At 68.6% G+C, this 24,477-nt stretch carries 22 protein-coding genes; 11 read left to right on the top strand and 11 right to left on the bottom strand.

Annotation, left to right across the window (positions count from 1 at the left end):
• Positions 1-212: 212 nt before the first annotated feature.
• Entirely contained in the window at positions 213-512 is a 300-nt protein-coding gene (locus X946_RS26165; protein ID WP_038753849.1) for a DUF4148 domain-containing protein, read from the bottom strand.
• Positions 513-831: 319 nt separating this feature from the next.
• Here X946_RS26165 and X946_RS26160 point away from each other — a divergent pair, with 319 nt between their 5' ends.
• From X946_RS26160 to codA, 6 genes are all read left to right on the top strand, one after another.
• Positions 832-1,986, top strand: coding sequence for a porin (locus X946_RS26160; RefSeq protein ID WP_038753847.1), 1,155 nt, complete (start codon positions 832-834; stop codon positions 1,984-1,986).
• Positions 1,987-2,110: 124 nt separating this feature from the next.
• Positions 2,111-2,575 (top strand): VOC family protein, encoded by a 465-nt coding sequence (locus X946_RS26155; protein WP_038753844.1) that lies wholly within the window; start codon positions 2,111-2,113, stop codon positions 2,573-2,575.
• A gap of 50 nt (positions 2,576-2,625) precedes the next feature.
• A complete protein-coding gene (locus tag X946_RS32430) occupies positions 2,626-2,946 on the top strand; it encodes a hypothetical protein (protein WP_161788702.1) in 321 nt (106 codons plus the stop codon).
• A gap of 190 nt (positions 2,947-3,136) precedes the next feature.
• Complete coding sequence (gene codB, locus X946_RS26145; protein WP_038753838.1) at positions 3,137-4,399, top strand: cytosine permease; 1,263 nt, start codon at positions 3,137-3,139, stop codon at positions 4,397-4,399.
• 4 nt (positions 4,400-4,403) lie between these two features.
• The gene (locus X946_RS26140) at positions 4,404-5,636 is read left to right on the top strand and encodes a PucR family transcriptional regulator (protein WP_038753836.1); all 1,233 of its coding nucleotides are present in this window, start codon (positions 4,404-4,406) and stop codon (positions 5,634-5,636) included.
• Positions 5,636-6,892, top strand: coding sequence for a cytosine deaminase (gene codA, locus X946_RS26135; protein ID WP_038753834.1), 1,257 nt, complete (start codon positions 5,636-5,638; stop codon positions 6,890-6,892). Before X946_RS26140 ends, codA begins: the two co-directional genes overlap by 1 nt.
• A 45-nt stretch (positions 6,893-6,937) precedes the next feature.
• Here the strand turns inward: codA and X946_RS26130 are convergent, their stop codons facing one another.
• From X946_RS26130 to X946_RS26115, 4 genes are all read right to left on the bottom strand, one after another.
• On the bottom strand, positions 6,938-8,242 hold the full coding sequence (locus tag X946_RS26130) for an MFS transporter (RefSeq protein ID WP_038753831.1): 1,305 nt from the start codon (positions 8,240-8,242) through the stop codon (positions 6,938-6,940).
• 196 nt (positions 8,243-8,438) lie between these two features.
• On the bottom strand, positions 8,439-9,371 hold the full coding sequence (locus X946_RS26125) for a 3-keto-5-aminohexanoate cleavage protein (RefSeq protein ID WP_038753829.1): 933 nt from the start codon (positions 9,369-9,371) through the stop codon (positions 8,439-8,441).
• A 62-nt stretch (positions 9,372-9,433) separates the two neighbouring features.
• A complete protein-coding gene (locus X946_RS26120) occupies positions 9,434-10,231 on the bottom strand; it encodes an SDR family oxidoreductase (RefSeq protein WP_038753826.1) in 798 nt (265 codons plus the stop codon).
• Positions 10,232-10,335: 104 nt separating this feature from the next.
• Positions 10,336-11,052, bottom strand: a complete 717-nt coding sequence (locus X946_RS26115; protein WP_038753823.1) for a GntR family transcriptional regulator — start codon at positions 11,050-11,052, stop codon at positions 10,336-10,338.
• Positions 11,053-11,399: 347 nt separating this feature from the next.
• Here X946_RS26115 and X946_RS26110 point away from each other — a divergent pair, with 347 nt between their 5' ends.
• Positions 11,400-12,746, top strand: coding sequence for a chloride channel protein (locus tag X946_RS26110; protein ID WP_052145189.1), 1,347 nt, complete (start codon positions 11,400-11,402; stop codon positions 12,744-12,746).
• Between the two features lie 394 nt (positions 12,747-13,140).
• Here the strand turns inward: X946_RS26110 and X946_RS26105 are convergent, their stop codons facing one another.
• From X946_RS26105 to X946_RS26080, 6 genes are all read right to left on the bottom strand, one after another.
• On the bottom strand, positions 13,141-13,470 hold the full coding sequence (locus tag X946_RS26105) for a hypothetical protein (RefSeq protein ID WP_038753857.1): 330 nt from the start codon (positions 13,468-13,470) through the stop codon (positions 13,141-13,143).
• A gap of 460 nt (positions 13,471-13,930) precedes the next feature.
• Positions 13,931-15,274 carry a cytochrome-c peroxidase gene (locus tag X946_RS26100; protein ID WP_038753854.1) on the bottom strand — a complete coding sequence of 448 codons (1,344 nt, stop codon included), beginning with the start codon at positions 15,272-15,274 and terminating at the stop codon, positions 13,931-13,933.
• A 289-nt stretch (positions 15,275-15,563) separates the two neighbouring features.
• Positions 15,564-17,231, bottom strand: a complete 1,668-nt coding sequence (locus X946_RS26095) for a phospholipase C (RefSeq protein ID WP_038753820.1) — start codon at positions 17,229-17,231, stop codon at positions 15,564-15,566.
• Positions 17,232-17,407: 176 nt separating this feature from the next.
• A complete protein-coding gene (locus X946_RS35335) occupies positions 17,408-17,593 on the bottom strand; it encodes a hypothetical protein (protein WP_161788701.1) in 186 nt (61 codons plus the stop codon).
• A 96-nt stretch (positions 17,594-17,689) separates the two neighbouring features.
• A complete protein-coding gene (locus tag X946_RS26085; protein ID WP_038753815.1) occupies positions 17,690-18,694 on the bottom strand; it encodes an alpha/beta hydrolase in 1,005 nt (334 codons plus the stop codon).
• Between the two features lie 81 nt (positions 18,695-18,775).
• Complete coding sequence (locus X946_RS26080) at positions 18,776-19,744, bottom strand: LacI family DNA-binding transcriptional regulator (protein WP_038753852.1); 969 nt, start codon at positions 19,742-19,744, stop codon at positions 18,776-18,778.
• Between the two features lie 577 nt (positions 19,745-20,321).
• On the opposite strand from X946_RS26080, the gene X946_RS35540 reads away from it, so the two are divergent.
• The 4 genes from X946_RS35540 to hpaI all read left to right on the top strand — a co-directional run bounded on the left by X946_RS35540 (position 20,322) and on the right by hpaI (position 24,284).
• Positions 20,322-20,489 (top strand): hypothetical protein, encoded by a 168-nt coding sequence (locus X946_RS35540; protein ID WP_162483272.1) that lies wholly within the window; start codon positions 20,322-20,324, stop codon positions 20,487-20,489.
• Positions 20,453-22,000 carry a UxaA family hydrolase gene (locus X946_RS26075; protein ID WP_038753812.1) on the top strand — a complete coding sequence of 516 codons (1,548 nt, stop codon included), beginning with the start codon at positions 20,453-20,455 and terminating at the stop codon, positions 21,998-22,000. Before X946_RS35540 ends, X946_RS26075 begins: the two co-directional genes overlap by 37 nt.
• A gap of 177 nt (positions 22,001-22,177) precedes the next feature.
• Positions 22,178-23,521: an MFS transporter gene (locus X946_RS26070; protein ID WP_038753809.1), complete on the top strand. Its 1,344-nt coding sequence runs from the start codon at positions 22,178-22,180 to the stop codon at positions 23,519-23,521.
• A complete protein-coding gene (hpaI, locus tag X946_RS26065; protein WP_038753806.1) occupies positions 23,490-24,284 on the top strand; it encodes a 4-hydroxy-2-oxoheptanedioate aldolase in 795 nt (264 codons plus the stop codon). Before X946_RS26070 ends, hpaI begins: the two co-directional genes overlap by 32 nt.
• Positions 24,285-24,477 lie beyond the last annotated feature (193 nt).

Genomic DNA, 24,477 nt, shown 5'->3' with positions numbered 1-24,477 from the left:
CAAGACAGCAAGACAGCAAGACAGCAAGACAGCAAGACAGCAAGACAGCAAGACAGCAAGACAGCAAGACAGCAAGACAGCAAGACAGCAAGACAGCAAAACAGCAAAACAGCAAAACAGCAAAACAGCAAAACAGCGAAGAGACGACGCATCTCGCATCGCCTCTTCATCCGTGATGTCTCCTTGCCCGACGTCTCCTCAACGACGTTCGTTTACTGCACGCCCGCCGCGGGCTTGCCGGCTTGCGCCGCGCCCGCGACGGCGGGGCCGTACGCGGCCTCGGCGGCCTTGCGCGCGGCGAGGCGCTTCGCGTCGAGACGGCGCTGCGCGGCCTGAATGTCGTCCGGATAGGTCGTTTCGTTGCCGCGCGACGGCTGGTAGCCGACCGATTCCAGATCGACGAGCTCCTGAACGACTTGCGCGCGCGTGAGCGAGCCGTTCGACGATTGGGCAAACGAGACGACCGGTGCGGCAAGCACGAGGGCGGCGGCGGTGACGACGATCGATTTCAAGATGACCTCCAGTGTGGTTCGATTCGATGCAGTTCGCGGTTCAACGATCCGAACTGACGAAGCAGAGTCTACGCAGCGGCCGCGCGCGGAAAAACCGGCCGAGCAGGCAAGCAGCCTTGCGGATTGCACAACACTGAAAAACAGCAGAGCGCGTCGCGCGGCCGATCGGGGTGAGGCTTCGTGACGGAAGTGTGTCCGTTCGTTCCGGCCTGCGCAAAGAAGCTCTACGCGCCCGGCCGCTGATTCTCGGCGGACGAATCCCTAAACTCGGTCGTCGTCGAATCGAGTCGTTTCATTCCAATCAACAAGGAGTTTCGTTGTGAAAAACATCCGGTTTGCATGCGCAACCGCAGGGGTCCTGGCCGCGACGGCCGCGCACGCGCAGAGCTCGGTCACGCTGTACGGGCTGATCGACGCGGGGATCATGTATACGAACAACGTCGCGAGCGGCAACTCGCACGGCGGGCTCGTGCAGGCGACGACGGGCGCCGTCAACGGCAGCCGCTTCGGCGTGCGCGGCACCGAGGATCTCGGCGGCGGGCTGAAGGCGCTGTTCGTGCTGGAGAACGGCTTCAACTCAGAGAACGGCAAGCTCGGCCAGGACGGCCGCCTGTTCGGCCGCTTCGCGTACGTCGGGCTGTCGGACAATCGTTTCGGCACCCTGACGATCGGCCGGCAATACGATTCGCTCGTCGATTTCGTCGCGCCGCTGTCGGCGACGGCGGGCACGTTCGGCGACGCGAGCTTCGCGCACCCGTTCGACAACGACAACCTGAACCACTCGCTGCGTATCAACAACGCGATCAAGTACACGAGCAACACATACGCGGGCTTCAGGTTCGGCGGCATGTACGCGATGTCGAACAGCACCGGGTTCGCGGCGAACCGCGCATACAGCTTCGGCGCGAGCTACACGCGCGGGCCATTGAACGTCGCGGCCGGCTACCTGCAGATCGACGGCTCGAAGGGCACGACGGCGGGCAGCCCGGGCGCGGTCGACGTCGTCGAATCGGCGGCGAACGGCAGGGGCGGCTTCTCGCTCGGCGCGGACCGGATGCGCTCGTACGGCGGCGGCATCAACTACGCGTTCGGCCCGGCGACGGCCGGCTTCGTGTACACGCGCGCCGAATACGAGAACACCGCGTCGTTCGGCTCGACGGGCGGCACGGTTCGCTTCGACAACTACGAGCTGAACGGAAAGTATCAGGTGACGCCCGCGTTCAGCGTCGGCGCCGCGTACACGTATACGGACGGCCGCGTCGAACACACCGTCAAGTACGGTTCCGATCCGAAGTGGCATCAGGTCGATCTGCAGGCGGTGTACCGTTTGTCGCTGCGCACCGATGTCTATCTCGAAGGAATGTACCAGCACGCGTCGGGCCGCAACTACGTCGCGATGATCAACACCGCGGGCGGCGCGTCGTCGACAGGCAATCAGGTCGCGGCGGCGGTCGGGTTGCGCACGCGCTTCTAGCGGCGCGGGCGCCGCGCGGCGTTGCGCGCGGGCGACGGACGAAGCACGAATTTGCGGCTTGACACGGCGCGCGGCGTTGGCGACAGTGGTTTGCCGTCGACACGACACCGAAGGAGCCGCTCGCATGAATGCCTTATCCCGACGCCCGTCGTTCAGCAGCGCGGTGTTCTACCGCGATCCGCGCGCCGCGCTCGAATGGCTCGAGCGCGCATTCGGCTTCACGCGCGAGCTCGTCGTCAGCGATGCGCAAGGACGCGTCGCGCATGCGCAGATGTCGTTCGGCGACGGCATCGTGATGATCGGCGAGGGCGGATGGAGCGACTTCGCCGTCAGCCCGTCGTCGGTCGACGGCAGGAACACGCAATGCGTGCACGTGCGGCTCGAATCGGGCATCGACGCGCATTGCGAGCGGGCCCGCGCGGCGGGCGCCGTGATCCTGCAGGCGCCCGCCGATCAGTTCTACGGCGATCGCACGTACCGCGCGCGCGATCCCGAGCGGCACGTCTGGACGTTCGGGCAGACGGTGCGTGACGTATCGCGCGAGGAGGCGGAGCGGGACAGCGGGCTGAAAATCGAGGGCTGGCAGTGAATGCGGCGTGACGATGCGGCGCGCGGGCCGCGCGTTGCGTTGTTGCGCCGTTGCGTCGTCATTTCGCCGCGACGTCATTTCGTCGCATCGTCGCGCCGCAGCATCGCGCACGCGCCGCGTCGCTCGTCATGCTCGCGTCGAATTTCGTCGCGCCGCGCCAATCGGCCGCGTCGCGCCGCGACTGCGCACGCTTGCCGCTCGCCGTCCTTGCCGCATGTCCATCCGCACGCTTTTTCGGCAAGCGCTTTCCGACCGATTTCCCCGAAATATGCCCGCCAAGTTTCCGACATAATCGGAAATTTTTTCAATATAGCGACGAATCAGTTTTTCCCGGCCTGAATTACTCGCCTTGGATTGCGTTATTGCATTGAGCGCTTTGCACAGTAAAATGGCGGCCGGGCGCTGACGTGATGAGCGGTGCCTGTGCAAAGTGAACGGCGGGGATTGTCCGCTTTGCCGTATTCGAGTTCGATTTCGGTATTAATTGTCCAAATCGGGATGCGACGGCTTGATTGGCCGCGCATCATCCGTTCACGCTGAAATGCTGGAGACCAAAAAACGATGGCGACACGGGGTGAGTTCTCATTGAGCGAAGTGCCGGCACACGAGCGCAAAGGCGTACTGTCGATCACGATGGTGCTGCTCAGCTTCACGTTCTTCACGGGCACGATGTTCGCGGGCGGCAAGATCGGCGTTGCGTTTCGCGTCGTCGACATGCTGTGGGTGGCGGTCGTCGGCAATCTGCTGCTCGCGGCCTACGCGGCGGCGCTTGCGTTCGTCGCGTCGCGCAGCGGATTGAATTCGGTGCTGATGGGGCGTTTCTGTTTCGGCGAGGTCGGCAGCAAGCTGTCCGACTTCCTGCTCGGCTTTGCCGAGCTCGGCTGGTACGCATGGGGCACCGCGACGGTCGCGATCGTGCTCGTCAAGCTGCTCGGCTGGCCCGCGTCGGTCACGACGCCGCTGATGGTGCTGTTCGGGTTCGGCTTCTCGATCACCGCGATCGTCGGCTATCGCGGGATGGACGCGCTGTCGCGCGTATCGGTGCCGCTGATGTTCGTGCTGCTCGTCGTGTCGATGTGGATCGCGACGCGCGACGTCGGCGGCTGGCCGGGCCTCGCGAAGATCGTGCCGACGCAGCCGTTGAGCTTCGCCGCCGCGGTCACGATGGTGTTCGGCACGTTCGCGAGCGGCGCGACGCAGGCGACGAACTGGACGCGGCTCGCGAAGAGCGGCCGCGCGGCCGTCGCCGCGAGCATGATCGGCTTTTTCGTCGGCAACGGGCTGATGATCGTCGCGGGCGCGTATTGCGCGATCGTCTATCAGCAGTCCGACATCGTCGAAGTGATGATGCTGCAAGGGCTGTCGATCGCGGCCGTCGTGATGCTCTGCATGAACCTGTGGACGATCCAGGGGCCGACGATCTACAACGTGTCGGCGGCCGCGTGCCATCTGCTGCGCAGCGAGCGCCGCCGCACGCTGACGCTCGTCGGCGCGGCGGTCGGCATCGTGCTCGCGATCGGCGGCATGTACGAACTGTTGATTCCGTTCCTGATCCTGCTCGGATCGATCATTCCGCCCGTCGGCGGCGTGATTCTCGCCGATTTCTGGTATCGCCACCGCGGCCGCTATCCGGCGATCGCTGCCGCCCGATTGCCGCGCTTCAATGTCGCGGGGCTCGCCGCGTATGCGATCGGCGCGGGGCTCGCGTATGCGTCGCCGTGGATCGCGCCGCTCGTCGGCATCGCCGCGTCGTCGCTTAGCTACATCGCGTTCGTGCAGATTGCGGAGCGCATCGCGCGTGCGCCGTCGGTCCAGGGAGAGTGAAGCGATGAGTCTGACCGTCAGCGAGATCCTGCACCTGCCCGGCCTCGAGGAGCTCGAGCTGCGCGCGGGTGAGCGCGGTGTGCAGCGGCCGGTGCGCTGGTATTACGTCGCGGAGAACGAGGGCATCGCCGACTGGGTGATGGGCGGCGAGCTCGTGTTCGTCACCGGAATCAATCATCCGCGCGACGAGGCGAACCTGCTGCAGTTGATTCGCGAAGGGGCGAAGAGCCGCATCGCCGGGATGGTGATCCTGACGGGCGAGGCGTTCATTCGCCGCATTCCCGATTCCGTCGTCGCGCTTGCCGAGCAGTTCGACATTCCGCTGATCGAGCAGCCGTATCTGCTGAAGATGGTGATCGTCACGCAGTTGATCGGCACCGCGCTCGTGCGGCACGAGAACACGCTGCGCTCGCAGCGCGACATCGTCAACCAGCTGCTGACGGGCGATTACCCGAGCATCGACATCGCGGCCCATCGCGCGCGCAACCTGCAGCTCGCGCTCGACAGGCCGCGGCGCGTCGTCGCGCTGCGGCTCGCGGGCGTGCCGGCGCTGTTCGACGGACGAGAGCCGGCCCTGGCCGAAGCGCTGCTGCAGGAGGCGCGGCAGACCGTGCAGCGCGGCCTCGACGACTGGCTGCGCGACGCGCACGGCGCGCTGCCCGTCGTCGAGCAGGGCGAGCTGTTCGTGCTGCTGCTGCCGTGCGACGATCCGCGCTTTCGCAAGAGCAAGCTCGCGCTCGGCGCGCTGCGCGACGCGCTGAACCGGCAGATCGGCCCGCTCACGCTATTCGTCGGAATCTCGTCGACGGTCGGCGCCGCGCGCCACTATTGCCGCGGGCTCGCCGAGGCGCGACAGGCGCTCGGCGTCGCCGAAGGCATGCGGCCGGGGCTGGGGCTGTGCGATTACAGCGAACTCGGCGTATTGAAGCTGCTCGCCGCGATCCCCGATCCGACGCTGATCGACAGCTTCGTGAAGGAAACGCTCGGTAATCTGCTCGACAGCAACCGCAAGCATCCGACGATGCTGATCGAGACGCTCGAGGCGCTGCTTCAGGAGAACGGCAACGCGATCAAGGCGGCCGAGCAGTTGTCGATTCATCGCAACACGCTCAATCACCGGCTGCGCAGGATCGAGACGCAGTCGGGGCAATCGCTCGCCGATCCGTATTTTCGGTTGAACGCGTCCGTCGCGCTGCTCGCGTGGCGGATGTCGGACACGCAACGACAGGAGTTCTGATGAAGCTCATCAACGCGACGCTGCGCAAGCGCAGCGGCCTTTTCAGCATCGCGCTCGACGGCGACACGATCGTGAGCGTCGAGCAGCAGGCGGCGCGCATCGACACGCAAGGCGCACCGGGCGCGGACGAAGTCGACGTGGAAGGCAAGCTCGTGATCCCGCCGCTCGTCGAGCCGCACATCCATCTCGACGCGGTGCTGACGGCGGGCGAGCCCGAATGGAACATGAGCGGCACGCTGTTCGAAGGCATCGAGCGCTGGGCGCAGCGCAAGACGACGATCACGCATGCGGACACGAAGGCGCGCGCGCATGCGACGATCGGGATGCTGCGCGACCACGGCATTCAGCACGTTCGCACGCACGTCGACGTCACCGATCCTTCGCTCGCCGCGCTCGCGGCGATGCTCGAAGTGAAGCAAGAGGCGCGCGCGCTCATCGATCTGCAGATCGTCGCGTTTCCGCAGGAAGGGATCGAATCGTTCGAAGGCGGCCGCGCGCTGATGGAGCGCGCGATCGAGATGGGCGCGGACGTCGTGGGCGGCATCCCGCACTTCGAGAACACGCGCGAGCAGGGCGTGAGCTCGATCGAGTTCCTGATGGATCTCGCCGAGCGCACCGGCTGCCTCGTCGACGTGCACTGCGACGAAACCGACGATCCGCATTCGCGCTTTCTCGAAGTGCTCGCCGAGCAAGCGCGCGTGCGCGGCGTCGGCGCGCGCGTGACGGCGAGCCACACGACCGCGATGGGCTCGTATGACAACGCGTATTGCTCGAAGCTGTTTCGCCTGCTCAAGCGCTCGGCAATCAATTTCGTCTCGTGCCCGACCGAGAGCATCCATTTGCAGGGCCGCTTCGACACGTTCCCGAAGCGCCGGGGCGTCACGCGCGTCGCCGAGCTCGACCGCGCCGGCATGAACGTGTGCTTCGGGCAGGATTCGATTCGCGATCCGTGGTATCCGCTCGGCAACGGCAACATCCTGCGCGTGCTCGACGCCGGGCTGCACATCTGCCACATGATGGGCTATCAGGATCTCGCGCGCAGCCTCGACTTCGTCACCGACCACAGCGCTCGGGCGATGCATCTCGGCGAGCGCTACGGCATCGAGCCGGGCCGGCCCGCGAACCTCGTCGTGCTCGACGCGAGCGACGACTACGAGGCGCTGCGGCGGCAGGCGAAGGCGCTGCTGTCGATTCGCGGCGGCGAAGTGATCATGCGCCGCGCGCCCGAGCGCATCGACTATCCGGCCGCGCGCTGACACATGGAGGCGGCGGGTGCATGCGGCCCGCCGCTCCTGATGCCGTCACTCGCACCCGTGCCTGAGCCGCAGGCTCGCGAGCGCGGCGACGACGAGCGCGATCGCGAGCCACGCGAGGCCGTTCTTCGCGTGGCCGGTGGCCTGTTCGATCGCGCCGACGACGGCCGGGCCGACGAAGCCGCCGAGCAGGCCGCACGTGTTGACGAGCCCGAGCCCGCCCGCGAGCGCGCTGCCGGAAAGGCGCGAGGCGGGGAACGTGAAGACGATCGACTGCACGACGAAGAACATCGACGCGGCCGCGCACACGCTCACGAGCGCGGCCATGGGCGGCGCGTACGCGGCGCAGACGAGCCCCGCCGCCATCACGACGAGCCCCGCGCACAGCATCCGCCGCGATTGCGACGCATCGCGCGCGAAGCGCGGCAGCGTCGCCGCGCCGAGCGCCGCGGCGATCCACGGCATCGCGGTCAGCAGGCCGACGACGACCGGCGTGAAGCGCCCCGATTCGCCGACGATGCCGGGCAAGAAGAAGATCATCGTATAGATCGTCAACTGATGGCAGAAGTACACGAAGATCGCGAGCCAGATCTGCGGATCGCGCAGCGCGGCACCGAACGCGTGCGCGCCGTGCGCCGCCGCGCTCTGCGCCTGCTCGCTCGCGAGCGCGCGCTCGAGCGCTTGGCCGAGCTCGGGCGCGAGCCAGCGCGCGTCGCTCGGCCGGTCCGGCAGGCAGGTCCAGACGACGAACGCGAGCACGATCGCCGGAATGCCCTCGACGATGAAGAGCCATTGCCAGCCGTGCAGCCCGAGCGCGCCGTCTAGCTCGAGCAGCGCGCCCGCGAGCGGGCCGCCGACGATGTTCGCGACGCACACGCCGAGCAGGAAATAGCCGGTCGCGCGCGCGCGTTCCTCGCCGCCGAACCAGTAGGTCAGATACAGCATCACGCCGGGAAAGAGCCCGGCTTCCGCGGCGCCGAGCAGAAGGCGCATCGCGTAGAACGACGTCTCGCCGCGCACGAGCGCCATCGCGACGGACAGCGCTCCCCACGTGATCATGATCCGCGTGATCCAGAACCGCGCGCCGACGCGATGCATGATCAGATTGCTCGGGATTTCGAACAATGCGTACGTGAGGAAGAAGAGCCCCGCGCCGAGGCCGTACGCGGCCGATGAAAGGCCGAGATCGATGCTCATCGAATGCTTCGCGAACGCGATGTTCGTGCGATCGAGAAAACTGATCACGTAGGCCGCGATCAAGAGCGGCATCAGCTTGCGAAACAGCAGGCGGTTCAGCGACGAGCGGGCGTCGCCCGCGGGTGGGCAGAGGGCTTCGGCGTGTTGAGCGGACATGAATGCGACTCCGGTAGGGACGAGCCGGAGCGCACGGCAAGCACGGCGCTCCGCGTTCAGCAGGTGACGGGCAGATGCGCGGGTCGCGCGCCGGCGGCGCTCGTGGGGAGCGGGGCGAAAGGCGGCCTGCCGGGCATCGGCGCATGCCGATGCCGCGTTTCTGCGCTTGCGTGTCGAATGGTCGGGCGGCGCCGTGTCAGAAGTTGACCGCGTCGCGGCCCTTGAGCGCGAGCATCGCGCGCGCGTCGGCGGGCGTCGCGATCTCGAGCGACAATCCTTCGAGCACCTGACGAATCTTGCGCACCTGTGCAGCGCTCGATTCGGCGAGCGTGCCCGGCGCGATCCACAGCGAATCCTCGAGGCCGACGCGCACGTTCGCGCCTTGCGCGGCGCCGATCGTCGCGAGCGGAATCTGGTTGCGGCCCGCGCCGAGAATCGACCACACGTAATCTGCGCCGAACAGGCGGTCGGCCGTGCGGCGCATGTGCGCGAGATCCTCCGGATGCGCGCCGATGCCGCCGAGCAGGCCGAACACGCTCTGGACGAAGAACGGCGGCTTCGCGAGCCCGCGGTCGACGAAATGCGCGAGGTTGTACAGGTGCGAGACGTCGTAGCACTCGAATTCGAAGCGCGTGCCGTTCGCGCCGCAACTCGTCAGGATCGCTTCGATGTCCGCGAACGTGTTCTTGAAGACGAGATCGCGGCTTTTTTCCAGATGCTCGCGTTCCCACGGGTGCCGGAATTCGCGAAAGCGCTCGAGCATCGGATAGAGGCCGAAGTTCATCGAGCCCATGTTCAGCGACGCGACCTCGGGCCGGAAATGATGCGCGGGGCGCAGCCGCTCGGCGACCGTCATGTGCGGGCTGCCGCCCGTCGTGATGTTGATCACCGCGTCGGTGCGCGCCTTGATGCGGGGCAGGAATTCGGCGAATACGGCCGGGTCTTGCGTCGGCCTGCCGTCGGCGGGATCGCGCGCGTGCAGGTGCAGGATCGCCGCGCCGGCTTCGGCGGCCGCGACCGCCGCGTCCTCGATCTCGCGCGGCGTCACCGGCAGATGCGGCGACATCGACGGCGTATGGATCGCGCCCGTCGGCGCGCAGGTGACGATGACTTTGCGGGTGCTGGCCACGTTAGGGCTCCTTTCCATGCTCGGCGGTGAGGGGCGATGAAGGGCGATGACGGAGCGGCGGGTCAGAGCGTCTCGACGTTGCCGCAGACGGAAATCGCCTGCCCGGAAATTCCGTGGCCGCCCGGCGAGCAGAGGAACAGCGCCGTCGCGGCGATTTCGTCCGGATCGGTCATCCGGCGCAGCGAGATCTTCTCGAGATAGCGCGCCTCCATCTGGTCGTAGTCGATGCCGAGCTGCGCGGCGCGCGCTTCGATCACGCGGCGCATCCTCGGCCCGCGCACGATGCCAGGCTGGATCGCGTTCACGCGGATGCCGAGCGGGCCGAGCTCGATCGCGAGGCTCTTCACGAGGCCGACCACCGCCCACTTGGTCGCCGAATAAGGCGTGCGAAACGCGTAGCCGAGGCGCCCCGCGACCGACGACAGCGCGATGATCGCGCCGCCGTGCGGCGCGTCGCGCAGCATCGGCACCGCGCGCCGTGCGAACTGGAACTGTGCGTTCAGGTTGATTGCGACCGTCTGCTCCCATTGCGCGGGATCGATCTCGTCGATACCGCCCGTCGGCCCGGCGATGCCCGCGTTGTTGACGAGCACGTCGAGCCCGCCAAGCGTGCGCGCGATGTCGGCGAACACGCGCTCGACGGCGGCCGGATCGGCGACGTCGGCGAGCGTCGTGCCGAGCGCGGCGCGCGACGGCCGGCCGGCGAGCACGGCGAGCGCCTTCTCGGACGCGTCGCAGACGTGAACTTTGCCGCCGCATTCGGCGAACGCGTCGGCGATCGCGAGCCCGATGCCGGACGCGCCGCCGGTCACGAGTACGCGCAGCCCCGCGTACGGTTTCAGCAGATCGAGTGCAGTCATGATGTCTGTCTCCAGTGATGTCTGTATTTTTTTGATGTCGCCGATGACGGGCGAGATGCTCGACGGGCTGCGCGCCGCGCGCGCTGCCTCGAAGGCTGGACTGCTTATTCGTTCGCGAGCCGGCGCGGGCCGAGCCGCTCGCGTTCGGCCGCGAGCGTCGCGGCGAGATCGTGCGCGGCGCCGCCGATGTCGAGCGCGATGCCCGCGCGCGCGCCCGCGCCGTCGCGCCGCTCGAGCGCGTCGACGATCGCGCGGTGCGCGTCCATCGAGCGCCGCATGTGCGGGACGTCGAGCGCGACCATGTTCAGGAATGGGCCGATGCGCATCCACAGGTTCTGGATGATCGCGAGCGTGTTCTCGCTCGCGCCGTGCGCGTAGATCGCGCTGTGGAACGCGAAGTTGCTCTGCAGGTACGCGCGGCTTCGGCCGGCTTCGACGTGCGCGTTCATCGTCTCGCAAATGCGCCGCACGCCGGCGATCTGCGCATCGGTCATCCGCGCCGCCGCGCGCTCGGCCACGCAGCCTTCGAGCGCGATGCGCACGTCGCGCAGCTCGTCGAGCATCTCGACGGTCATCGGCGGCACGACGAGCGCCCGGTTCGGGCCGTCGGCGAGCGCGCGCTCCGCGCGCAGGCGCGTGAGCGCGGCGCGCACGGGCATCGTCGACGAGCCGACCGCCTCGGCGACGCTGCGCAGGCTGAGCGCCTGGCCGGGCGCGAAGCGGCCGCTCATCAGCGCCTCGCGCAGTTGCTGGTAGACCTTGTCGGCCATCGTTTCCTGTTCGATTGCCTTGAGCGCGGGCGGGACGATGCGCGGTGCCAAGTCGGGCTCCTTTGGGTTTGATGTGTGATCCGTGATCACACTTGAGATGTCACGCAGTGTTGTCGATGCGATGCATGCAGTCAAGTGCGAAGCGATCAGGGAAAACGCGGGGGCGGTGGCTTGCAACGTCGGGCGCCGAGCGGAGCCGCGTGATGTGGGCGGCCTCGGGGAAGGGCGACCCCGTCGGTTCGCCACGCGTCGCGCAGCGACGAGTGCGTTGAATTCATCAATAAAGAAGAAAAATCCATTTGTTTCATGATTGACCGACGCATACGATGGCGCCATTCGTTCATGCCGAGCCTCTTCGCCGACGCGCGCCGGCTTGCCCATTCGAATCGCCATCGCCCATGTCCGCTCCGATCGCATCCGCTTCTGCTTCCGCTTCCGCGGCTTCAGCCGCTTCGTCGACGTCGCCCGAATCCGCGCCGACGGCGGCCGCCGCCGCGCGCAGCCCGCTCGTCAAGCTCGCGGCCGTCACGTTGCTGACGGGCGTCGGCGCGGGCCTCGGCGGGATGCTGCTTGCGTTGCTGCTGCATGCGATCCAGCACGCCGCGTACGGGTACGACGTCGCGCACATGATCGGTGACGAGAGCTTTCTGCAGGGCGTGACGGCCGCGCCGCCGCTGCGTCGGCTTGCCGTGCTGATCGGCTGCGGCGTCGTCGCGGGCGGCGGCTGGTGGGCGCTGTACCGGTTCGGCGCGCCGCTCGTCAGCATTCGCCGCGCGGTGCGCGCCGACGATTCGCGGATGCCGGTGGTCAGCACGACCGTGCATGCGCTGCTGCAGATCGTCACCGTCGCGCTCGGCTCGCCGCTCGGCCGCGAGGTCGCGCCGCGCGAGATCGGCGCGATGTGGGCCGGCTGGCTCGCGCATCGCGCCGGGTTGCCCGCCGCCGACGCGCGCGTGATGGTCGCGTGCGGTGCCGGCGCGGGGCTCGCCGCCGTCTACAACGTGCCGCTCGGCGGCGCGCTCTTCGTGCTCGAAGTGCTGCTCGGCACGTTCGCGTGGCGCGCGCTCGTGCCGGCCGTCGCGACGTCCGCGATCGCGGCGTTCGTCGCGTGGATCGGGCTTGGCAACGAGCAGCAGTATCACGTCGCGCCGCTTGCGGCGGATGCGTCGCTGGTCGCGTGGTCGGCCGTCTGCGGGCCGCTGTTCGGCGCCGCCGCATACGGCTTCGCTCGGCTGACCGCGCACGCGCGGGCGCGCGCGCCGAAGGATGGGCGGCTGCCGGTGCTCGCGCTCGTCAATTTCGCGGTCGTCGGCGCGCTCGCGATGCACTTTCCTCAACTGCTCGGCAACGGCAAGGGGCCGGCCGCGCTCGGCTTCGACGGACAGCTCGCGATCGCTCTCGCGGCGACGCTGCTCGTGCTGAAGGTGGCGATCACGTGGGGCAGCCTGCGCGCGGGCGCCGAAGGCGGGCTGCTGACGCCGGGGCTCGCGAACGGCGCGCTGCTCGCGATCGTGCTCGGCGGGCTATGGAGCGTCGCCTGGCCAGGCATGCCCGCCGGTGCGTGCGCGATCGTCGGCGCGGCGGCGTTTCTCGCCGCGTCGATGCAGATGCCGCTCACCGCGACCGTGCTGATCGTCGAGTTCACGCGCGTCGGGCATGATTTCCTGATTCCGATGCTGATCGCGGTGGCGGGTTCGGTCGCGGCGTTTCGCTTGATCGCGCGGTATAGAGAGAAGCGGGCGTGACGGGCGGATCGGCGGCCATCGACGATGCCGCGAGACGATATCCGGAAGGGCAAATTCGATTTGCGATGTCGCTTTATTCGAAGCCCTAACGACGACGCGCAGCGTATCGCGTGACGCGCCGCGTACGGTATGGCGTACCGCGTGCGGATCGCGGATCGCGGACCGCTGATTCTGACTGCGGATTCGGCATGCCGCGCGCGATGTGACATGGCTCGCCGCACGTCGCGTGCGCCGCGGCGAGCGGCTGGGAGGAAGGCGACGTCGCGCGCACCTGCGGCGATGCGCGCCGACGCCCGGCGATGCCTGTCGCATGTTCGCGCCGGCAGGCATCGCGGCCATCTGCGCGAAGATCGCCGACGCATCGCGCGACGCGCATGCCGCGCCCGGCGCCGCATCAGGCCGGCGTTTCGGCGATGCACGGCAGATGCGGATTCTGCCCCCGGCCGCTCGTCGTATCATCGGCGCCGGCGTAATCGGTGCGGTAGATGTTGACCGTGAGATCGGTGTTGGTGACGCTGATCACGGCGAGCGCGAGCGTGTCCGGACAAGGGGCCGGGTGTTTCGGGTCCTGCAAAGCGCATGCGACGACGACGGGACGCGAGGGGCGCGCCGCGGGGAACGGCACCTTGATGGTCAGCGGCGCATTGGTCCATGGCTTGCCGGCCGGAAGTTTCTCGCGCGGGCCGACGACGTGCGTACCGACGAATTTTTCAGCATGTCGAATTCTCCATCGTGTTGTCGATGTGGCGCGAAGCACGAGCTCGTCAATGACGGACGGCCGCACGTGCGTGATGGAAACCGCACGACGCGACGAACAACTCGGAGATTTTTGGGCTTGCGAACGTCGGCGGCCGCCGGTGACGGCGAATGCGTAGCGGGGCGGGCGCGGTCCGGCGCGGCGACGAATCGCGCGCCAAGGCGAATGCGATGCGGCGCGCGCGGCGCGCCGCGCGCGGGGCCCGGATCGTCGACACGGGCGGGCCTGGAATCCGCGCAAGCAGGCGTGCGCGATTCCGGGCCCGCCGCACATCGGACGAAGCTCAGAGCCCGTTTGAAAATTGATGAATGGCGAATTCCAGCTCATCTGGTCCACGCCTGCATTCCTTGCCGACGGGCTACTTTCAAAGCAGCGCGCTACATCAGCGTGGCTACGAGGGCGGAAATTTGCATTTCCAAACGGGCTCTCAGCGCTTCTCGTCCGTCAGCGTGTTCAGGAACGCGACGATGTCGCGCATGTCCTGCTCGGTCATCGCGGGCGCGTCGCCGGGCTTGCGATCGAACGGCGCGTCGGCGACGTCGACGTTCGCGCGATACGCGGGCGGAATGTCGTCGTACTGCCGGACCCGGCCGCTCGCGTCGCGCGGATACACCTTGCCCGGATCGACACTGCGCAGGTTGTAGAACGCGAGCACCTGATCGAGCGAGTGATAGACGCCGTTGTGGAAGAACACGCGTCGCGTCGCGACGTTGCGCAGCGACGGCGTCGCGAACATGCCGCAGTATTGCGTCTGCGTCTTCAGGTCTTCGCGGAACGGCCCGCAGATGCCGAGATCGTAGAACGCCGGATCGCGGTTCTGCGCAAGCGCGCGGTTGCGCGGCGCGCCGAGCGCTTCGTACTGGTAATCGGTGAACATCGGCGGCAAGCCGTCCGCGGCCGGTTTCGACAGATGGCAGCCCGCGCAATTCGCCTTCGCCGGATCGTTGAAGAGCCGCATCCCGCGCAGTTCGGCCTGCGTGAGGCGCGCGTCGCCTTCGAGCCAGAGGTCGTACTTGCTCGAATACGGATGGAACGACGGGTCCTCGACCTGGTAGCGCGCGATCGCGAACATTGCTTCGGATACCGTAAGACGCGCGTCGTCGAAGATGCGCGGGCCGAACAGCTGCCGGAACTGCGCCGCATACCGTGCGTCGGCGAGCTTGCGCGCGACGTCGTCGATGCTCGCGTTCGCCATTTCGACGGGATTGAGCAGCGGGCCGAACGCCTGCTGCTGCAGCGTGTCCGCGCGGCCGTCCCAGAACATTCCGCCTTGCGGCACGAGTTGCGGCGCGGCGGCGGCGCCCGCCGTCTTCTGCTCGCGCACGACGCCCGCCGCCGAGGCCGCCTGCTGCGCGACGCTCGCCGCATCGTCGCTCTCGGACGAGTCGGGGCCGATGCTGAAATTCGGCTGACGGTACAGGTACATCAGCGACGGCGGGGGCCGGTAGCCGGGCCGCGTGAGCGCGGCGCCGCCCAACTGCACGTCGAGATCGTTCGGCGGCCCGTATGCGCGGTCGGGGCTGTGACACGACGCGCACGACTGGCGGCCCGACGCGGACAGCGCCGGATCGAAGAACAGCGCCCGGCCGAGTTGCGCGACCGCGCTCAGCGGTTCGGCGCTCGGGCGATGCAGCGTGACCGGATGCGGATTCGCGCCCGTCAGGTTTTCGACGATCGCGCCGACCGCGTCCGGCGCATGCTCCGGAAACGCGAGCGCGAATGCAGCGGAGCCGAGCACGCCGAATGCGGCGAGCGACAGCGCGTGGCGCACGGCGCGCGCATTGCGGCGGCGCACGTGGGGCGAGCCGGCGGGAGGCGCGGCCGCCGCGCGCGCATCGGGCCGGGCGGGGCGGCAAGGCCGCGCGGCAGCGGCGGATCGGGCGGGCGACGCGGATTGCGCGGAAAGCGGTTCGGCCATGCTGGAACGTTCGGTCGTCATCGTGCAAACGAAAAATCCGGCGCGCGGCGCGCCGGAGCGACGGCCGGCCGACGCGCTGCGCGCCGGCCGGCCGCGTGTCGGGCGTCACGCGGCGGCACGCCGCGCGACACATCCGGACCGGTCACATCGAGGGCGCCGCCGCGACCTTCGTGCCGAGCGTCGGATCGAGGTACAGCGGCGCCGCGTTCACCGTGCCGGTGAAGTTGAACAGATCGCGCATGTCGCCTGCCGTCGCGTCGAACGAGCCGCCGCCGATCCGCTGGCCGCCGAGCCAGTTGTCCTCGATGAAGCGGACCACCGACGCCTGATCGATCAGCGTGTGGCTCACGTAGTTCTGCTTCGCCCACGGCGACACGACCACGAACGGAATCCGCGTGCCCGGGCCGCAGCGGCCGTTGACGGGCGCGCCGTTGGTGCCCGTCGTCGCCGTGCCGGAGCCGCACGCGCCGTTGCCGTTCAGTTGATCGACCGCGTCGAACGACGCGCGCGTCGGGCTCGCGTACGCATGGTCGTACCAGCCGTCCGAGTCGTCGTAGGTGATGATCACCGCGGTGTTCTGCCAGTCGGGCTGCTGCTGCAGGAAGTTGATGACATTCGTCACGAACTGCTGCTCGTCGAGCGGATCGGAGTAGCCGGCGTGCGCATCCTGCGCGGCGGGCGCCTTCAGGAAGCTGACCGACGGAAAGTTGCCCGCCTTCACGGCCGCGAAGAAGTCGTCCGAATCGTACTGATGGTTCGCGGGCTCAGGCGTCTTGCCGTCCGTCTGCAGGCTCGAGCCGATCGCCGCGGTGGAGCTCGGGCGCGTGTGCTGCGGGTTCGCCGTCGACGCGTAATACTGGAACCAGTTGTGGTGTGGGATGTAGTCGGTCGTCGCCGCGTTCACGGCGGTCGCGATCGTGCTGCGCTTGCAGCCTGTCGTGCCGTTCGCGTTCGTCGTCGACAGGTTGAAGCCGCCCATGAAGCCGCCCCACGTGATGTTGCGCGCGTTCAGCAGATCGCCGATGTTCTTGCCGGACATCATCGCCTGATCGGTCTGGCTCGAGCACATGTCGTAGCCGGGGTCGACGTCATTGATCATCGTGAGGCCGCCCTGGCCGTCGTTGATGTAGTACGACGTCTTCGCGAGCGTCGATGCGGCCTTCGACGTCTTCACGATCTGCATCCCGTTGGTCTGGCCGGCGATCACGTTGAGCGCGCCCGGCGTCGACGGGCCGTAGGTCGACGTATACGCGTTGTCGCTCATCGCGAAGCGCTGCGCGTAGTTCCACAGCGCCGTCACCGTGTTGCCGTCGAAGTAGCCCATCACCTGGCCCGTCGTGCCGAACGCGCCCGCGCCGCCGCTCGAGCCGTTGCCCGTGTATTTCGGGAAGAGATCGGCGAGGCCGTTGTCGTATGCCTGCTCTTCGGCCGTGTACGCGTGGTTCTGGTCGGCCGTCGCGGCCTGCGTGCGGTCGAGGCGGAACGGATTCGTCGCGCCCGTGCCGTTCGCCGGATTCGTCGCGTTCGGATTCGCGGTGAGCAGCAGGCCCGCCAGGCCGTTGACCGACGGCGTGCCCGACGCCGCGCTGAACGCCGGCTCGCCCGGCGGGTTCGCGGCGCTCGGATAGGTGCCGAAGTAGTGGTCGAACGACACGTTCTCGCCGTAGATCACGACGAGGTGCTTGATCGGCGTCGCGGTTTGCAACGCGTTCTGCGACGTGACGGGCGCGGAGCTGTCGGTGCCGCCGCAGGCATGGAGGGCGATGGCCGATCCGGCGCACGCGGTGGCGATCAAGGCTCGACGAAACATCAGGTGGGACTCCCAGGAAAGGCTGTTCGGATGACGCGAATCCGCGGCGGATCGCGCGGCGGGAACCGGTCGCGCGGGAAGCGCGGGCGTCGGGGACGCGCCGTGCGCTGGAAACGAAACGGCAGCATTGGACCAGTTTGGTATGAAGCTATGGAGGCGATGCGCCTTCGACGCAATTACAGGTTGATGTCGGCGGCGTTACGGATGGAAAGCGGATCGCAGGAGAGCGGGCCGCGTGTTGGATCGATCGATCGAGCGCGCGTGCGGGCGCGCCGCGTGGTTTCGCGTTGTGCGGCGTGCGAGTTGCGATGCGTGTCGGGTCGTGTCGCGTTGCGTTGCGCCGGCGAAAGCGCGGCGCGCATGTCGTGTGGGGCGGCGTGCGCGGCCGCGCGGCTTCGCCTCGCGCGATCGCGTGCGCCGCATCGCGCGCCGCGCGATGTACGCTGCGCGCGATCGCGTCACGGCAGCAACCGGTTCAGCCGCGCCCATTGCTCGAAGAGCGCGGGCCATGCGCGCACGGCGCTGCCGGGCTTGCCCATCCCCCAGCCGTGGCCGCCCGTCTGGAACGCGTGCAGCTCGACGCTCACCTGCGCTGCGCGCAGCGCGCTCGCCATCAGCAGGCTGTTGTCGATCGGCGCGATCGGATCGTCGAACGCGTGCGCGAGAAACGTCGGCGGCGTGCGCGGACTCACGTGCAGGTTCGCCGACAGCGCCTCGCTGTCCGCCTGCGCCGGATGCGCGCCGACGATGTGCAGGCGCGTGCGCGTGCGGTCGAACGGCGGCATCAGCGTCAGCACCGGATAGAGCAGCGCGGCGAGATCGGGGCGCGCGGATTCGCGATCGGCGTCGTCGACGCTCGCGTAGCGTCGTGCGTCGGGCTCGACGGCGGTCATCCCGGCGAGATGCCCGCCCGCGGAAAAGCCGACGATCGCGATCCGCGCGGGGTCGAAGCCGTCGCGCTTCGCGCGCGCGCGAATCACGCGCATCGCGCGCTGGCCGTCCTGCAGCGGCGCGAGCCGGGACCAGCCTTGCTCGGGAAGCCGGTAGACGAGCTCGAATGCGGTGACGCCCAGCGCCTTCAGCCACGTGCACATCGGCGTGCTCTCGTTGCCGAGCTCGACGTGGTCGTAGCCGCCGCCCGCGATCACGAGCGCCGCGCCGCCGGTGCCGCGCGCGGGGCGATAGACGTTGAGCCGCGGCCGCGCGACATGCGACACGCTGCCGTGCTTGCCGCTCCGCTCGCCGTCGCCCGCGCCCGTCGTCGCGATCGGGTCGGGTGCGGGGCCGGGCCACAGCGGAATCGTTTCGTCGGGAGCGGCGCGCGGCGCGTCGTCCGGCTGTGGCGACGGTGATGTCGGCGTTGGCGTCGCGCGCCCGGCGGCCTGCGCGCGCGCGCACGGCACGGCCGCGTCGAGCGCGCCGGCGAGCGCGGCGCCGAGCAGGCTGCGTCGGGTGAAGTCCATGTCGAAGGCTCCGGATCGGAATCAGAGGGCGACGCCGTTCGAGCGGCGTCGGCGTCGGGGGCGAATTGTCCGCGTGCGTCGCTACGCGCTGTCGCGTTCGACGAGCGTGAAGCCGACGTCGACGACGCGCCGCTCGTCGGCATCGCGCTCGATCCGCTCGATCAGGAGCGACGCGGCGAGCTTGCCGATGCCGGTGCCGTCGATGCGGATCGTCGTCAGCGCGGGCGTCGTGTCCTTCGCGAAGGTCTGGTCGCCGTAGCCGAGCACGCGCAGCCGTTGTGGCACCGCGATTCCGCGATGGCTCGCCTCCATCAGCACGCCGAGCGCGAGGACGTCGGCGCCGCAGAAGATCGCGTCGACGTCCGGCATGCGTTCGAGCAGCTCGCCGAGCGCGCGCCGGCCGTCGCCGAGCGACGCGGGCGATTCGGCGGCGATTACCGGGATTGCGGCCGCCGCGCCGAACGCGTCGACGAACGCTTGCGTGCGCACTTGCGCGCGCCGGTCGCTCGGCGTGACGACGGCGGGCCGGCGCGCGCCGCGCCGCTGCAAATAGCGCGCGGCGGCTTCGCCGACCTCGCGGTGCGAGAAGCCGACTAGCATGTCGAGCGGCGAGCGCGTCAGATCCCACGTCTCGACGACCGGAATGCCCGACGCGCGCAGCTTGCCGCGCGCGTGCTCCGAATGCGCGACGCCCGTCAGCACGATGCCGGCCGGGCGCCGGCCGATCACCGCGTCGATGAGCGCGTCCTCGCGCGAATCGTCGTAGCCGCTCTGGCCGATCAGCAACTGGTAGCCGGCCGCCGCGAGCTCGTTCGTCAGCGCGGCGACCGTCTCCTGGAACACGCTGCCCGCGATCGTCGGGATCAGCGCGACGATCAGCCGGCTGCGGTTCGACGCGAGCGAGCCGGCGACGAGATCGGGCGTGTAGCCCGTCTGACGGACCGCGGCGAGCACGCGCTCGCGCGTGTCGGCCGACACGAGCTCGGGCGTGTTCAGCGCGCGCGACACCGTGACTTTCGTGACGCCCACCAGCTTCGCGAGATCGTTCAGCGTCACGCGCCCGGTGTTCTTGCGTGCACGGCGGGCGGGCGGGCTCGGCGCGGCGGCGGGGGCGGGCTGGGGTTTCGTCACGGGCAAGGTGGTTCGATTCGGGTTATGGAGGGTAGCCATTATCGCAAAAGGCGGCTACGATCGCGGCTATGTTACCGGTTACATGAACCGGTAACATAGATCTGGAGAATCGCGGGGCGACGGGCGTTGGAGCGCGGCCGGCGTCGTCGGGGCATCGCGTGCATGTGCTCGCGTCGCTTCGCGGCGGCGGGGAAGGCGGGCAGGCCGAACCGTGCGCGTACCGCGACGTATGGACGAGCCGGTTGGACGGCGTGTGTTTTGCCCGATGCGGGAACGGAGCCGTCGGTCCGGGACGAAGGTTGCAGGCGGCTCGCTTGGAGGCGTGCCTTGAGGCCGCTCGCTTTGGGGTCGCTTTGGGGGCCGCTTCGAGGCGAGGTTGATCTGTCATGCGACGTCGCATCGGGATGCGGTGCGCGAGCGCCCACGGCAATGCCGATGCGCGCCGCCGACGTCGCGACCGGCCTCGACATCGAGGCCGAAATCGACGCCAAGGCCGATGCTGAAAGCCGAAGCCGAAGCCGAAGCCGAAGCCGAAGCCGAAGCCGAAGCCGAAGCCGAAGCCGAAGCGCAAGCCGAAGCCGCAACCCACGTCGGCGCGCCCCGCCGACAAAGAACGAAGGAGCAGGAATGTCGCAGCAACGCCCGGCACGCGCCGGTCCCCTGATCCGGCTGCACGCGGCCGACAACGTGCTGATCGCGCGCGACGCGCTGTCGCTTGGCCAGACGCTCGCGCTCGACGGCGTCGCGGTGCGGATTCGCGCGCAGGTGCCGCCCGGCCACAAGGTCGCGGCCGCGCCGATCGCGCGCGGCGAGCCGATCCGCAAGTACGACGCGGTGATCGGCCGTGCGGCGCGCGACATCGCGCCGGGCGAGCACGTGCACACGCACAACGTCGAGCTCGTCGATTTCGCGCGCGATCCGGGCTTCGGCCTCGACGTGCGGCCCGTCGACTACGTGGCCGCCGCCGAGCGCGCGACGTTCGACGGCATCGTGCGCCCGGACGGGCGCGTCGCGACGCGCAACTTCATCGGCATCCTCGCGTCGGTGAACTGCTCGGCGACCGTAATCCGGCAGATCGCCGCGCGATTCACGCAAGAGCGGCTCGCCGCGTTCCCGAACGTCGACGGCGTCGTCGCGTTCGCGCAGACGAGCGGCTGCGGGATGTCGTCGCCGAGCGAGCATTTCGACGTGCTGCGCCGCACGCTCGCGGGCTATGCGCGCCATCCGAATCTCGCAGGGGTCCTGATCGTCGGACTTGGTTGCGAGCGCAACCAGGTCGCGGATCTGATCGCGTCGCAAGGGCTCGACACGGGCCGGCTGATGCGCACGCTCGTAATGCAGGAGACGGGCGGCACGCGCGCGACGATCGAAGCGGGCGTCGCCGCGATCGAAGCGATGCTGCCCGCCGCGAACGACGTCGTGCGGCGGCCGGTGCCGGCGAGCCATCTGAAGATCGGCCTCGAATGCGGCGGCTCCGACGGCTTTTCCGGCATCACCGCGAACCCCGCGCTCGGCGCGGCGATGGATCTGCTCGTGCGGCACGGCGGCACCGCGATCCTGTCGGAGACGCCCGAGATCCACGGCGTCGAATACATGCTGACGCGCCGCGCGGTGTCGCCGGAAGTTGGCCGCAAGCTGCTCGAGCGCCTCGCGTGGTGGGAACGCTACACGCGCGGCCACAACGGCCAGTTCAACGGCGTCGTCGGCCCCGGCAACCAGCAGGGCGGCCTCGCGAACATCTTCGAGAAATCGCTCGGCTCGGCGATGAAGGGCGGCACGACGCCGTTGCAGGCCGTCTACGAATACGCGGAGCCGATCGATCGCGCGGGCTTCGTGTTCATGGATTCGCCGGGCTACGACCCGGTGGCCGTCACCGGGCAGATCGCGAGCGGCGCGAACCTGATCTGCTTCACGACGGGCCGCGGCTCGATGTTCGGCTCGAAGCCCGCGCCGACGCTCAAGCTCGCGAGCAACACGCCGATGTTCGAGCGGCTCGGGGAGGACATGGACATCAACTGCGGGCGGATTCTCGACGGCGAGCGCACGGTCGAGGAGATGGGGCGCGAGATCTTCGAGCACATCCTGCGCGCGGCGTCCGGCGCGCGGACGAAGAGTGAATTGCTCGGGCTCGGCGATCACGAGTTCGTGCCGTGGCATCTCGGGATCGTCAGCTAGGCGGCGCGGCACGGCGAACGGTCGGTGCGGCGGCGAATCGTCAAGGCGACAAGGCGACCGAGCGGTCGAGCGGCAAATCGGCAAATCGGCAAATCGGTAAAGCGGTAAAGCGGTAAAGCGGTAAAGCGAATACGCGGCGAAGTACGCGAAGCATCAAGACAATCTCGGAGACACACCATGCAGCACACCCCGCAACGCGGCACGCGCTCGAACGTGCGCTGGATCGTCGCCGGCCTGATGTGGGCGGCGATCGCGATCAACTATATCGACCGCACCGTGCTGTCGGCCGCCGCGCCGCACATCCAGAAGGAATTCCATCTGGGCCCGGTCGAGATGGGCATCGTGATGTCGGCGTTCTTCTGGTCGTACGCGCTGCTGCAATTGCCGGCCGGCATGCTCGCCGATCGCTGCGGGCAGAAGAAGGTGCTCGGCTTCGCGGTGTTGTGGTGGTCGCTCGCGACCGCGGTGACGGGGCTGTCGAACGGCTTCAAGTCGCTTGTCGCGCTGCGCGTCGCGCTCGGCGTCGGCGAGGCGGGCGCGTACCCGAGCAACGCGGGCATCACCGCGCGCTGGTTTCCGAAGGCGGAGCGCGCGACGGTGGCCGCGATCTTCGACAGCGGCTCGAAGCTCGGCAGCGCGATCGCGCTACCGCTGATCGCGTGGCTGATCGCGGCGTTCGACTGGCGCGTCACGTTCGCGGCGACGGGCGCACTCGGCATCGTCTGGAGCGCGGCGTGGTTCGTCGTGTTCAAGGATTCTCCCGCGCGGCACAAGCGCGTGAACGCGGCCGAGCTCGCGCACATCCGCGGCGGGCAGCCTGCCGCGCGCACGGACGCCGGCGCGCCGCGCATGCCGTGGTATCGGCTGCTCGCGCACCGCAACGTCTGCGCGATGTGCATCGGCTTCTTCATGATCAACTACAACTCGTACTTCTTCATCACGTGGCTGCCGACCTATCTCGTCAAGGAGCGCGGGATGGGGCTGATGGAGATGGGCTTCATGGCGTCGCTGCCGCTGTTCGTGTCGATGTTCGTCGAGGTGCTCGCGGGCTGGGCGTCGGACCGCGTTCATGCGTCGGGCCGGCTGTCGCTGACCGCGACGCGCAAGCTGTTCCTCGTCGTCGGCCTCGTGATGGCGTCGAGCATCGGGCTCGCCGCGTTCGCGCAGTCGGCGGCGCTCGCGGTGTTTCTGCTGTGCGTGGCGAAATCGGGGATGACCGTCGCCGCGTCGCAGGTGTGGGCGCTGCCCGCGGACGTCGCGCCGGGCAACTCCGTGTCGATGGTGGCCGGATTGCAGAACATGGTGTCGAACCTCGGCGGCGTCGTCGGGCCGATCGTCACGGGCGCGATCGTCGGCGCAACCGGCTCGTTCATGCCCGCGCTCGTGTTTTCTGCCGCGCTGATCGGCGTCGCGATCGTCAATTACCTGTTCCTGCTCGGCAAGGTCGAGCCCATCGTTTTCAACCGCAACGTTTCCGGACCGGCTCTTCATGAACGCAACAACGTCAACGCCCGCACTTAATCCCTTCAAGGCCGCGCTCGCCGGCAAGCGCCGGCAGATCGGCTTCTGGCTCGCGATGAGCGACCCGTATCTCGCCGAAGTGAGCGCGACGGCCGGTTTCGACTGGCTGCTGATCGACGGCGAGCACGCGCCGAACGACGTGCGCAGCATCCTCGCGCAGTTGCAGGCCGTCGCGCCGTATCGCGCGGAGCCGATCGTGCGCCCCGTGACGGGCGACCCCGCGCTCATCAAGCGCCTGCTCGACATCGGCGCGCGCACGCTGCTCGTGCCGATGGTCGACACTGCCGACGACGCGCGCGCGCTCGTCGCCGCGGTTCGCTATCCGCCGCGCGGGGTGCGCGGCGTGGGCAGCGCGGTCGGCCGCGCGTCGCGCTGGAGCGCGCGCACCGATTATCTCGACATCGCGGACGACGAGGCCTGCCTGCTCGTGCAGGCGGAGACCGTGACCGCGCTCGCGAACCTCGAAGCGATCTGCGAGGTCGACGGTGTCGACGGCGTGTTCATCGGCCCGGCCGATCTCGCGGCGTCGATGGGGCATCGCGGCGATCCCGCGCATCCGGACGTGCGGCGTGCGATCGAGGCGGCGATCCGGACGATCGTCGCTTCGGGGAAGGCGGCGGGCACGCTGACGTCGGAGCCGGCGCTCGCGCGACGCTATTTCGATCTCGGCTGCACGTTCGTCGCGGTCGGCGTCGACATCCTGATGTTTGCCGGCGGCGCGCGCAGGCTGGCGGGCGCGTTTCTCGGAGGCGCGGAGGGGTGAGGAGGACGATTGCTCGGAGCGTCTTGCGTTGCGCGTCGTGTATGGTGCAGCGTTCGACGCACGACGCACGACGCACGACGCGTTCCATGCGTCGCGGCTCTATCAGGCTGTTGAAATTGGATACGGTGTAAACGAGCGCTGTGGGCGGTGCGTTAGAGATATCGTGTTCATGATCTCGAAACGTTCTTTACCG

Source organism: Burkholderia sp. ABCPW 111 (assembly GCF_000773065.1).
In the GTDB taxonomy this organism is placed as follows: Bacteria; Pseudomonadota; Gammaproteobacteria; order Burkholderiales; family Burkholderiaceae; genus Burkholderia; species Burkholderia savannae.
This window is presented reverse-complemented; position numbering and strand designations above follow the sequence as displayed.

Coding starts and splice junctions, on each gene's coding strand:
- X946_RS26155 (WP_038753844.1), top strand. CDS start 2,111: ATGAATGCCTTATCCCGACGCCCGTCGTTCAGCAGCGCGGTGTTCTAC.
- codB (WP_038753838.1), top strand. CDS start 3,137: ATGGCGACACGGGGTGAGTTCTCATTGAGCGAAGTGCCGGCACACGAG.
- X946_RS26140 (WP_038753836.1), top strand. CDS start 4,404: ATGAGTCTGACCGTCAGCGAGATCCTGCACCTGCCCGGCCTCGAGGAG.
- codA (WP_038753834.1), top strand. CDS start 5,636: ATGAAGCTCATCAACGCGACGCTGCGCAAGCGCAGCGGCCTTTTCAGC.
- X946_RS26130 (WP_038753831.1), bottom strand. CDS start 8,242: ATGTCCGCTCAACACGCCGAAGCCCTCTGCCCACCCGCGGGCGACGCC.
- X946_RS26120 (WP_038753826.1), bottom strand. CDS start 10,231: ATGACTGCACTCGATCTGCTGAAACCGTACGCGGGGCTGCGCGTACTC.
- X946_RS26110 (WP_052145189.1), top strand. CDS start 11,400: ATGTCCGCTCCGATCGCATCCGCTTCTGCTTCCGCTTCCGCGGCTTCA.
- X946_RS26095 (WP_038753820.1), bottom strand. CDS start 17,231: ATGTTTCGTCGAGCCTTGATCGCCACCGCGTGCGCCGGATCGGCCATC.
- X946_RS35335 (WP_161788701.1), bottom strand. CDS start 17,593: ATGCGCGCCGCGCTTTCGCCGGCGCAACGCAACGCGACACGACCCGAC.
- X946_RS26085 (WP_038753815.1), bottom strand. CDS start 18,694: ATGGACTTCACCCGACGCAGCCTGCTCGGCGCCGCGCTCGCCGGCGCG.
- X946_RS35540 (WP_162483272.1), top strand. CDS start 20,322: ATGCTGAAAGCCGAAGCCGAAGCCGAAGCCGAAGCCGAAGCCGAAGCC.
- X946_RS26075 (WP_038753812.1), top strand. CDS start 20,453: ATGTCGCAGCAACGCCCGGCACGCGCCGGTCCCCTGATCCGGCTGCAC.
- X946_RS26070 (WP_038753809.1), top strand. CDS start 22,178: ATGCAGCACACCCCGCAACGCGGCACGCGCTCGAACGTGCGCTGGATC.
- hpaI (WP_038753806.1), top strand. CDS start 23,490: ATGAACGCAACAACGTCAACGCCCGCACTTAATCCCTTCAAGGCCGCG.